Raw genomic sequence first — 10776 nt, forward strand, 5'->3', positions numbered from 1 at the left:
ACTGCAACCCGCCGTAAAAAGGCAAAAGGCACTCATTCAAAAGTCAAAAGAGGAAAAATTAATTTCTTTCTTTTGGCCTTTATTTGTGACAAATGCTATGATAATCCTTTTTGAGCGGGTTTATCAGATAGAGCTACACCCGTAGGGCAACCATCTTTTGCACGGCTTCCACGATTTGCTCCGGTTGCACGATCGTCAAGCTTTCCAGTTTACCGTTGTAAGGCGTGGGGATATCCTGGGAAGATAGGCGCAGTACGGGTGCATCGAGTTCGTCAAACAGGCGATCGTTAATCGAAGCAACTAATTCCGCTCCAATCCCGCCAGTTTTCATACACTCTTCCACAATTATCACCCGGTGGGTTTTCCGAATGGAAGCACCGATCGTATCGAAGTCTAAGGGTTTGAGGGAAATCAGGTCGATCGCTTCTGGATCGAAACCTTGTTTTTCCAATCCCTTAACTGCCTGCATGACGTGATGGCGCATCCGCGAATAAGTCAAGATTGTCACATCTTTACCTTGGCGCACCACTTCTGCTTTATCCAGCGGTAGCAGATATTCTTTCTCTGGCAAGTTTTCTTTTAAGTTATAGAGCAAGACGTGCTCAAAGAATAAAACTGGGTTATCGTCGCGGATGGCAGATTTGAGCAGTCCTTTGGCATTGTACGGTGTGGAACAAGCGACAATTTTCAGACCTGGAACTGCTTGGAAGTAAGCTTCCAGTCGCTGGGAGTGTTCTGCACCCAGCTGTCTGCCGACGCCGCCGGGGCCTCTAATCACCATCGGAATTTTGAAGTTACCGCCGGAAGTATAGCGCAGCATCCCGGCGTTGTTGGAGATTTGGTTGAACGCGAGCAGCAAAAAGCCCATGTTCATCCCTTCGATGATAGGCCGCAATCCCGTCATTGCGGCTCCTACTGCCATGCCGGTAAAGCTATTTTCTGCGATCGGCGTGTCAAGTACGCGCAAATCTCCATATTTTTTGCACAAGTCTTTGGTCACTTTGTAGGAACCGCCATAGTGACCTACGTCTTCACCAAGGACAAATACGGACTCGTCGCGTGCCATTTCTTCATCAATGGCTTCCCGCAGTGCGTTGAAAAATAATGTTTCTGCCATCGGTCGCTGATTAGGAGTTTGTCAAACCCTCATATTACCTTTTTGGGGCTGGAAATTGTGCCATTCCGAACACTATTCCGTTTCGAGACAGGCAAGATGCCTATCCCACAAGACTTTTTACAGCCCCAGGCATATCGCTATCCTAAAGATAAGAGCTGATTTCTCTTACACGGTAATATCTTATGGTCTTACAAACATCCCTATCCGCTTCTGCACAGCAACAGGCGGGTAAAGCTACCATACCACCCCTAGAGAATGGCGACAGACTAACGCGGCATGAGTTCGAGAGGCGTTATGAAGCAATGCCGGATATTAAAAAAGCTGAATTAATTGAAGGAGTGGTCTATATGGCATCACCAGTGCGTGCTACAAGTCACGGTGAACCCCACGGTCATATTATAGGCTGGCTATTTGTCTACTCTGCCGCAACACCTGGGGTGATGTTATGTGACAATGCCACAGTTCGTCTTGATTTGGACAACGAACCGCAACCAGATGCACTACTGCGATTAGATCCAAGTGTAGGCGGTCAATCTAGGATCGGCGATGATGATTATATTGAAGGCGCACCTGAATTAATTGTAGAAGTAGCAGCTAGTACCGCTTCTTACGATTTGTATGACAAATTAAGGGTTTATCGTCGTAACGGAGTGCAGGAATATTTAGTCTGGAAAGTTAACGACAAACAATTAAATTGGTTTAGGTTGAGGGAAGGCGAGTATGTGCAACTTGAACCCGATGCGAATGGTGTAGTTCGTAGCGAAATGTTTCCCGGTTTGGATCTGGCTGTATCGGCTTTGCTTGATGGAGATTTAGCTCAAGTTTTAGGTGTAGTGCAATCCGGTTTGGCTACAACAGAACACGCGGATTTTGTTAATCGATTAAGTGGTAGTTAGTTTAAGGTGATGGGTTATGACGACTCAGGAACTCACAAATTTAAGAGCAAGCATCCTGGAAGGACGCTACGCAGATGCTTTGATAATTGTAGATGAATTAGAAGGAATGAGCAGACAAGCCATACTGCGTAACATCCAATCCTTTTTACTTAGGTTGCTGGTGCATTTAATTAAGAACGAAATTGAGCAACGATTAACCAATTCGTGGGCAAATTCTATCTCCGATTCTATTCGTCAGATTAAAAAGCTAAATTTACAAGATAATAAAACATCTTACTACCTTAAGATAGATGAATGGGAGGAAATGCTTGAAGATGAGTTTGAGGCGGCAATTGATGCTGCTAGCGTGGAAGTAAGTGATGGAATATATACGCCATTTGAACTACTAGAGATAGTAGATAAAAACCAGATAATGATGATTGCACAAAAGTTTCTGGATCTGACTTACGATCCTTCAGCAAAAACTTTACCATCGGTTATTAAACAGCATTTAGCTCAGTTACCGGGTGGTGAAAATTGGCAATATGGTAAGCAAAGATAGAGTCAGCATGAGACACAAGGTGAAGAGCGATCGCTATTTTTTGTGTAAACTAGATAAGGGAGAGTTTATAGGGGCATCCACTATTCCTACAGTAGCGCAGGCTTTTCAATGCTTTACTCTTTGTTGCAGACTGACAAAGATGTATATGCCTATTTTTCTGGTACGTTTGGATGAACGCACAGGCAAAGTGTTTATCCTAGCGGGTGAAGAACACGAAATATCGATCGACCAAGATGGTGAATGGAGATACGAAACATGAAACCAAATTTTCAGGAAATGACTCGCAAAGAATTAAGAACTTACGTAATTGCTCATCCAGATGATAATGAAGCTTTCTACGCTTACGTAGACAAAGCAGAAAAAGAGGGAAATTGGGTAACAATGCCGCCTCTAAAATCACCTGAAGATTTGGATAATTATCCTGAGTTTCTGGAGAAGATACGCCGAGATCCTGGTAGGAGAGTGTAGAATTAAATTGAGTGGGCGATCGCGCTTTTTTATCTAATCCGCGTTTCATCCCCCGCTATATTCGGTACTCCGAATTAGCGGCGGGAGGATGTTAATTAAGCAGTAATAGCTAGTTTTTTCTCTAATTCCCCGATCCGGTTTTTTAACTCTTCAATTTCGTCAACTAACTGCAATACTGTAATAGCAACATCTGGTCTAATTTCAGGTTTGGCTGTATTATCAATTTGTGATTGCGCCCATTCTTGCAATTTCTTCATGGTCATCTTCTTATCCTCCAATTAATCCAGCAGTTTGGATCGGGACGGTAGACTGTGATTAGCCGAACTGTTTGAGTTCCCTTTCTATTAAATTACCCAAGAGTACAATTTTATACGAAATCCTAGTATGGTGTCAATGATGTCGTTGATGTTCTTTACATTATTGTTAAAAACTAAATGGAAAGGCGATCGCGCTTTTTATCGAACCACTTTGGCCACCAGAGGGGGAAAGCAGACGCGAAGAACGCGAAGGCAAGAGGGATTAAGACCATGTTTGTAAAGTTATCTAAAGAAAGTGAGTCGCATCCTTACAGGTATATTATGATAGCCTCGTTTGATGGTTAAATCCTGATTTTTACTGTTAGCCCTTGATGAGTTGCGGCTCAAATATGTTATTTAGGATACATATTCACTATAAACAGCGGTATTCAACACATGAGTAAACAATTATACAAAGTTTTTGACGAAGTAGAGTTCAAAGCTCAACTGCTTGCTAAATACTGGAATAATTTTTATACAGAAATTTCCGAGCATTTACCAGATACATATCAGCCAGAAATGCAAGAACTCTCTAGTAAATTAGACGAGGCTTTAAGCAATCTGGTCGATCAACTTCGTAATCCGACTCTGACTCTGGCGACTACAGGAACCACCAGTAGCGGGAAAAGCACTTTGGTAAATTTGTTGTGTGGAGCCGAAATTGTTCCTGTAGCCGTAAGTGAAATGAGCGCCGGGGCAGTCACTATCGAATATAGCAAGGAAAAGTCTCTAATAATCCATGAAACACCAGGTGCATTGTGGGAGTGTGGAGAATGGAGAGGTATCAGAGAGGAGAAAATTTCTCAGCGCTTATATGAAGCAATGATAAGTTATATCGAAAACAGAGAAAAACAACCGAATTTAGCTTGTCCACAATCTACAATCTTTTACCCTTTCCGGCTTGTCAAAGAGTCAAAACTAGAACTGCCAGAAGGAACAAGGGTAAAAATTCTTGATTTACCTGGTTTAGCCTATGTGGGCGATCAAGGTAACGCAAATGTTATTCAACAGTGCCGAGAGGCATTGTGCATAGTAACATACAATAGTGCAGAAACCGATGCACATCCTGAACTTCGGCAACAAGTCTTAGGAGTCACAGGAGTAGCAACACAAATTGCTGGGTATGTTTATCAGGATATAAAGTCGCCCCAAGAATCTGTAGTTTTTGAGGTAGAAAATGATATTAATGCGTTTGAAGAATACCTACGCTATGCAATTTTCAGTGCTGCTGGTTTCGAGTCATACTGTATTCAAGAACTGAAGGGTTTAGTTGATAGTTTCCGAGACAAAGAAGGTACTTGGACTGGCGTTGCTCTCAATGAGTGGTTGCAGGGAAATCCACTTCTGTTTGCTGAAATACCTGATAACTTGAAGTCACAAGAATCGAATTTAGAAGTTAGCGAACGATTGAGGCAATTATCTATTGCTTTAAAAAGAAGTCGTTCGCCGGAGGTACTGTGAGGGACTGAAACTTGAGAAAAATCAATCAAACCTCAAAAAATCTCTTCCATCTACCTACTTTTCCCATCTGCTCTTATCTTAGTATATATAAAAGGTCGCTATGGTCTTGCGTCAGCCTGAATTTTGGTGTATACTTCTTAAGAATGGGATGTTTACAGAAACATTATTTTTGTCAAAATTCCGATTAAAAAAATGATATCATAAATCCAAATAAAAGTCAACAAAAAATAGCGCTTTTACTACATATTACAGCGGCTTACAATAAGAGCGAGTAGACGTCAGAAACCGGGTTTCTCTGTATCTTACTGATTTGAAAAGCGGTATATAGTTCATGGCCATGAGCAATGAGCCATGAACCATGAACATTCAAACAAAAGAGCAGCAGAGTATTTTATTCGTCTTCCGCAAAAATGAAGCGATATAGTTCGCTAGGATCGGGCTCAGGACTCTCCTCCGCAAACTTCACAGCATCATCAATTTCAGCCTGAATCTTCTGCTCGATCGCTTTGAGTTCATCCCCAGAAGCTAGACTTTGCTCAATCAGATAAGCAGCCAACTTCTTAATTGGATCGCGGGTAAACCAGAATTCCTTCTCTTCTTTAGAGCGAAGTTCATCTGGATCGGCCAGAGAGTGACCCCGGAAACGGTAGGTAAGTGCTTCAATTACAGTCGGGCCTTCACCAGCACGAGCGCGAGCGATCGCTTCCTGTGCCACTTGGCGCACCGCCAACACATCCATCCCGTCTACTTCCACACCCGCCATCCCAAACGCAGCAGCTTTCTTGTAGATTTCCGGGACAGAAGTGGCCCGATCGTGAGCCATACCGATCGCCCACTTATTATTTTCCACCACATAGAGAATCGGCAATTTCCAGAGCGCCGCCATATTCAAGCACTCAAAAAACTGACCGTTATTAGCAGCACCGTCCCCAAAAAAGCAAGCCGTCACCTGATCCGCATTGGCATCTCCCAAAGCTTCGCGGCGATACTTAGATTGAAATGCTGCACCAGTAGCAACAGGAATCCCTTCAGCCACAAAAGCATAACCGCCCAGCAGATGATGTTTGCCAGAGAACATATGCATCGAGCCACCGCGACCCTTCGAGCAACCAGTCGCCTTACCAAACAATTCTGCCATCACCTCGCGAGCCGGTACACCAGCACTCAAAGCGTGAACGTGATCCCGATAAGTGCTGGAAACGTAATCCTCGTCTTGGCGTAAAGACTTGATCACGCCCGTGGACACAGCCTCTTGACCGTTGTACAAATGGACAAAACCGAACATTTTGCCCCGGTAGTACATTTCGGCGCACTTATCCTCAAAGAAGCGCCCCAAGGTCATATCTTCGTAGAGCCGCAGCCCTTCTTCTTTGGATATTTGTACTTGTGAAGTTTGAAAAACAGGTAAAGTCCGTTCCTGAACCATTGATTTGTTGTATCCTCGCAGCAAGACCCAAACTTATTATTTTTGCAGTATCGGGGTTTTTGATGACAGAAAATGTATTCTGGAAACGGTTCTTTCGGGTCAAATATGCGGTCGTAGTAGCACAACTAATTAAAATCTTGGTATAACCGACATATTGATGACGCCGTGCCCCTACTACAAAATGTTCATTTTGAACACTAGCATAATAATTCCGAAAGACCCGATCGGCCCCTCGAATCACTAGAAGCCGATCGGTTTGAGAGCTTCTGAAGTAGAATGAGCATGACCCGATGGTCGCTGTTCATCAGGGAAAAGGCAATCAACTCCAACGCCACCAAACAACATTTGACATATTGCACTGTTTTTAGTGGCTTATATTCGATAACATAAGCTAATTTAGTTGTTCGCTGCTGGGGATAGGGGCTCGTGCGTATTCCACTGGATTATTACCGAATTTTGGGTGTGCCGATACAGGCTTCTGGGGAACAGTTAGAGCAGGCTTATGGCGATCGTATCCTGCAACTGCCAAGACGCGAGTATTCGGAAATGGCGATCGCCGCCCGTAAACAACTGCTTGACGAAGCCTACGTCGTCCTCCGAGATCCAGAAGAGCGTAAGGCTTACGATGCTAGTTTTCTCGCTAACACCTACACACAGGGAGGGTTTAGCCCACAGTCTGCCAACACCTCAGACGAGCAAGCAAAAACGACCTCCTTTGAACAGGCAGAGTCAGCAAACTTATCTGGGACTACATCGATCGCAGGCAGCGCTAACCCTGCCCCCAGTATCGAAATTAATGACGAGGAATTCATCGGTGCCTTGCTGATTCTGCAAGAATTGGGGGAATACGAACTGGTATTGAAGTTGGGTCGCTCCTACCTCAGCAATAGCAGTACCTCGATCGAAAAAGGCCGATTTGGAGAACCCAAAATCATCCGACAGGATATTGTATTAACTGTCGCCCTGGCTTGCTTGGAACTCGGCAGAGAGCAATGGCAGCAACGTCGATATGAAGATGCGGCCAATTCCCTCAGCGAAGGGCAAGAATTACTTTTACGCGAAGGTATATTTGCCAGCGTTAGGGGAGAAATCTACGCAGATCTAAACAAGTTGCGCCCCTATCGAGTATTAGAGTTACTAGCACTGCCTGAAGAAAAGGTAGAACAAAGACGATCGGGATTGCAGCTATTGCGCGAAATGCTGCACGAACGCGACGGCATGGATGGCAGTGGCGACGATCGATCGGGACTGAGCATAGATGACTTTCTCCGCTTTATCCAACAAATTCGCGTTTATCTCACCTCATCAGAGCAACAGGTTCTGTTTGAAGAAGAAGCTCGTCGTCCCTCGGCTGTAGCCACTTACCTGGCAGTTTACGCTCTATTGGCACGGGGATTTATTCAACGACAGCCCGCTTTAAGCCGACGTGCGAAGCTGATGCTGATGCGTCTCGGTAAGCGGCAAGATGTGCATCTGGAACAAGCTGTATGCGCCCTCCTACTCGGACAAACCCAGGAAGCTTCTCACGCCTTAGAATTCTCTGGGGAATACGAGTCGCTGGCTTTTATTCGAGAACATTCTCAAGGATCTCCAGATCTTTTGCCGGGACTTTGTTTGTATAGCGAACGCTGGTTGCAAACGGAAGTATTTCCCCATTTCCGAGACTTGGCTAAGGAAAAGGTTTCCCTGAAGGATTACTTCGCTGACGAGCAGTTGCAAACAAGCCTAGAAGCACTGCCAGCAACAGATGCAGCTAATGAATGGGAAGCGATCGGCTCCCAGCGTCCATCAGCAACACCGCGAACCGCCTCAGATCCAGAATCGGAAAGCGAGACAGTACAAGGTCTTAAAAGTCAGATCCAGCGAACTAAAGCTTTAGTAGAATCAAGGTCGGCGGCTCAATCGGCGGCTGGTATAAGTGCTATTCCTCGCAGTACGCCGACTGAAGAAGTGGGAAATGCGATCGAATTCCCCCGCACCACTACCGCTCAAGCATCCGTTCCCACCACCTTACAAAACGCAAGTTCCGGCAGCGTTCAAACCCTCCCCGCCGCTGAGCGCATCGATGCCAAAGCGGGAGATCGCAAATCCGCTTCTTCACAAGAGGCGCAGTCATACACGGCAATGCCTGCTGCTGGGCGTACCTCCAAGGCTCCATCCGTACCGGAGTCGGGCGGAGACGACCCAGGCGAATCGCCGCCCGGACTCAGAGAGTTTCCAAATAGAGCCAACCCGACCAGGCAGGGTCAGGGACCGAAGCGTTCTGGGCGTACCAATCGATGGTCCAAGCTAAATCTCAGAAATTTGTTTTCCGGTCTACGTCAAAGTTCTGAAGAAACTTCGGCTAAGTCAGCAACTACTAAACAGATACCGCCAAAGTGGCTGCTCGTCGCCGGTGCGATCGGGATAGGCGTCTTTCTGCTTTTCGTTGTTTGGGCTCAAAAAAACTTGTTCTCCAAGGCACCACAGCCCGTCACGCAGCCATTGGTGGAGGTTTCGCCTGCCCCCTCACCTACTCCCACAGCTGACGCTTCCTTATTGAGCAGCCCTGGCCCTGTGACAAAAGAAGTTGCCCAGCAAGCGATCGAAACTTGGCTATCCACTAAAGTAAAAGCCTTCGGGCCAGACCACGATGTCGATCGGTTAAACCAAATCTTAGCCAATCCAGCTTTACCTCGATGGCAAAAGTTAGCTCAAACAGCTAAGAGACAAAACTGGTATCGAGAATATAAGCATGACCTTAAGGTTGATTCGATCGAGATCCGTCAGATCAATCCCAATCAAGCCAGAGTGGAAGCACAGGTGAGCGAATCCGCTCAGCACTTTCTACGCAATAAAGTGATTAAGAAAGAATCCTACGACTCTAACCTGCGTGTTCGCTATGACTTGGTGCGCCAAAATGGCCAGTGGCGCATTCAGAATATGAAGGTTTTATAGACTATTGCAGGAAGCTTTCATCCACAACTTAAAGTCAGGCATTCAAAAGCGACGGGCGCTTTTGTCCGCCTGACTTTTGATTTCCTGCTCCATCATTAAGAAAATGTCATGAAACCCTGACATTCAACCGCCACTGAAATCGGAGATATGTCATAACTTCATGACATAATGCTCCCAAGTTGCCTATAAATGCGTAGATATACTCATAATCCCTATCGAAACCTCTTGACTTTCTCTGTAACTGTTCTGCAACATATTGGTAACAGAGCGATCCCCGCGATCCCAAAACAAAGGGTGTGGTCAAAACCCGTTGGTGATGTAGGGGACAAGGAGGACAAGGAAGACAAGGAGGACAAGGCCCAGAAGAAAAGCTTTTCGTTTCAACCAACTACTTATGACCACACCCCAAAACAAACCTAATGCCCAGCCTGTGATTCCAATACTGTTAGTTCTACCCAGTCTCAAATAAAAGAATGTTTCACTTGAGAGTTCTGTTTTTGCAGACCTGTCAAATAGAGCAATGGCAGATATTGCCGCCAATAAAAAGAGATGAAAAAGGCATAAGGAGGATAAAGGGTTCCCAGCTAACTGTGTTTAGACTGCGAACAAATTTAATAAATCAGGAGCAACATTAGAGTCGTTCAAATTACTGGAGACCAGAACCATATGGCAAAAGAACGCCCACCTTTAGAGGAAATGACATTACGGCAACTCCGAAGAGTTGCGAGTGAGTACGGCATTTCTCGCTATAGCCGAATGCGTAAAGAGCAACTGCTGGCGTCGATTTTAGAAGCACAAAGGGCTCAAGGTTCTACCGATCGTCTTACATTGGAGGCACAAGAAGCAGTGGAAGCAGCAAAATTTGAACTAGGTCAGGAAGATCGTACTGGTGGCAATCTGTCCTCTGTAGATGAAGGATTAGCCGATCTTCCCGCTGGCTACGGTTCTAGCCGCATTGTTTTAATGCCTCGCGACCCGCAATGGGCTTACGCCTATTGGGATATTCCCAACGAACGCAAGGAAGAATTGCGCCGCCAAGGGGGACAACAAATCGCTCTGCGGCTTTATGATGTCACCGACCTGAATCTGGAGTTCCAGAGTCCTCACAGCATTCAAGAATACCCTTGCGATGAGTTGGCGCGGGAATGGTATCTGCCCATACCAGTTAGCGATCGCGACTATGTGGTCGATATCGGCTATCGAACAGCCGATGGCCGCTGGCTCGTCCTGGCTCGTTGCGCTACCGTACACATGCCTCCAATCTATCCCAGTGACTGGATTGAAGATCAATTCATCTCCGTTTCTTGGGAAGAAGACCTGCGCGGCAAGAAGTTCCTAGAGCTAGTTCCTCCCAGCAAGCGAGTGGCAGGAGTTGCCGTCGCCCAGAAGATATTTGGTTTGGCTAAAGAAGCCGAAGCGCAGCGGGTAGCCGGTTCTGTATTCGGCTCTATGCAACAGGTACCGGGCTCCTACGGTGTTAGCTCCTACGGTGTTAGCTCCTACGGTGTTAGCTCCTACGGTGTTAGCTCCTACGGCGTTAGCTCCTACGGCGTTAGCTCTTATGTACCGGCTGTCAGTTCCTACGGCGTCAGTTCCTACGCGGTAAGTTCTTACGAACAAGCGCTGAGTTCCTA

Annotated in this window: 10 protein-coding genes; 7 read left to right on the top strand and 3 right to left on the bottom strand. The window is 45.9% G+C overall.

The window, feature by feature from the left end:
• Nucleotides 1-133: 133 nt before the first annotated feature.
• Entirely contained in the window at nt 134-1117 is a 984-nt protein-coding gene (locus tag LAY57_RS04060) for an alpha-ketoacid dehydrogenase subunit beta (RefSeq protein ID WP_249065021.1), read from the bottom strand.
• Nucleotides 1118-1299: 182 nt separating this feature from the next.
• Between LAY57_RS04060 and LAY57_RS04065 the strand changes: the two genes are divergently transcribed.
• Genes LAY57_RS04065 through LAY57_RS04080 form a run of 4 tightly spaced genes read left to right on the top strand, consistent with a single transcriptional unit; the run spans nt 1300 to nt 3022 of the window.
• A complete protein-coding gene (locus LAY57_RS04065) occupies nt 1300-2013 on the top strand; it encodes a Uma2 family endonuclease (RefSeq protein WP_249065022.1) in 714 nt (237 codons plus the stop codon).
• A 16-nt stretch (nt 2014-2029) separates the two neighbouring features.
• The gene (locus tag LAY57_RS04070; protein ID WP_249065023.1) at nt 2030-2554 is read left to right on the top strand and encodes a DUF29 family protein; all 525 of its coding nucleotides are present in this window, start codon (nt 2030-2032) and stop codon (nt 2552-2554) included.
• Nucleotides 2538-2813 (top strand): DUF6888 family protein, encoded by a 276-nt coding sequence (locus LAY57_RS04075; RefSeq protein ID WP_249065024.1) that lies wholly within the window; start codon nt 2538-2540, stop codon nt 2811-2813. The genes LAY57_RS04070 and LAY57_RS04075 overlap by 17 nt, the downstream gene beginning before the upstream one ends.
• The gene (locus LAY57_RS04080) at nt 2810-3022 is read left to right on the top strand and encodes a DUF6887 family protein (RefSeq protein WP_249065025.1); all 213 of its coding nucleotides are present in this window, start codon (nt 2810-2812) and stop codon (nt 3020-3022) included. Before LAY57_RS04075 ends, LAY57_RS04080 begins: the two co-directional genes overlap by 4 nt.
• 95 nt (nt 3023-3117) lie before the next feature.
• Here the strand turns inward: LAY57_RS04080 and LAY57_RS04085 are convergent, their stop codons facing one another.
• Complete coding sequence (locus LAY57_RS04085; protein WP_249065026.1) at nt 3118-3279, bottom strand: hypothetical protein; 162 nt, start codon at nt 3277-3279, stop codon at nt 3118-3120.
• 435 nt (nt 3280-3714) lie between these two features.
• Between LAY57_RS04085 and LAY57_RS04090 the strand changes: the two genes are divergently transcribed.
• Nucleotides 3715-4779 (top strand): dynamin family protein, encoded by a 1065-nt coding sequence (locus tag LAY57_RS04090; protein ID WP_249065027.1) that lies wholly within the window; start codon nt 3715-3717, stop codon nt 4777-4779.
• 391 nt (nt 4780-5170) lie between these two features.
• Here the strand turns inward: LAY57_RS04090 and pdhA are convergent, their stop codons facing one another.
• Nucleotides 5171-6205 (bottom strand): pyruvate dehydrogenase (acetyl-transferring) E1 component subunit alpha, encoded by a 1035-nt coding sequence (gene pdhA, locus LAY57_RS04095; RefSeq protein WP_249065028.1) that lies wholly within the window; start codon nt 6203-6205, stop codon nt 5171-5173.
• Nucleotides 6206-6631: 426 nt separating this feature from the next.
• Between pdhA and LAY57_RS04100 the strand changes: the two genes are divergently transcribed.
• Nucleotides 6632-9142, top strand: a complete 2511-nt coding sequence (locus tag LAY57_RS04100; protein WP_249065029.1) for an IMS domain-containing protein — start codon at nt 6632-6634, stop codon at nt 9140-9142.
• Between the two features lie 666 nt (nt 9143-9808).
• Nucleotides 9809-10776 (top strand): DUF4912 domain-containing protein (locus LAY57_RS04105; protein ID WP_249065030.1); only part of this gene is annotated, 968 nt, incomplete at its 3' end.

It is taken from the genome of Argonema antarcticum A004/B2 (genome assembly GCF_023333585.1).
Lineage (GTDB): Bacteria > Cyanobacteriota > Cyanobacteriia > Cyanobacteriales > Aerosakkonemataceae > Argonema > Argonema antarcticum.

What these genes read in the sequence shown, in the direction of transcription:
- LAY57_RS04060 (WP_249065021.1), bottom strand. Translation starts at nt 1,117, where the DNA reads ATGGCAGAAACATTATTTTTCAACGCACTGCGGGAAGCCATTGATGAA.
- LAY57_RS04065 (WP_249065022.1), top strand. Translation starts at nt 1,300, where the DNA reads ATGGTCTTACAAACATCCCTATCCGCTTCTGCACAGCAACAGGCGGGT.
- LAY57_RS04070 (WP_249065023.1), top strand. Translation starts at nt 2,030, where the DNA reads ATGACGACTCAGGAACTCACAAATTTAAGAGCAAGCATCCTGGAAGGA.
- LAY57_RS04075 (WP_249065024.1), top strand. Translation starts at nt 2,538, where the DNA reads ATGGTAAGCAAAGATAGAGTCAGCATGAGACACAAGGTGAAGAGCGAT.
- LAY57_RS04080 (WP_249065025.1), top strand. Translation starts at nt 2,810, where the DNA reads ATGAAACCAAATTTTCAGGAAATGACTCGCAAAGAATTAAGAACTTAC.
- LAY57_RS04085 (WP_249065026.1), bottom strand. Translation starts at nt 3,279, where the DNA reads ATGAAGAAATTGCAAGAATGGGCGCAATCACAAATTGATAATACAGCC.
- LAY57_RS04090 (WP_249065027.1), top strand. Translation starts at nt 3,715, where the DNA reads ATGAGTAAACAATTATACAAAGTTTTTGACGAAGTAGAGTTCAAAGCT.
- pdhA (WP_249065028.1), bottom strand. Translation starts at nt 6,205, where the DNA reads ATGGTTCAGGAACGGACTTTACCTGTTTTTCAAACTTCACAAGTACAA.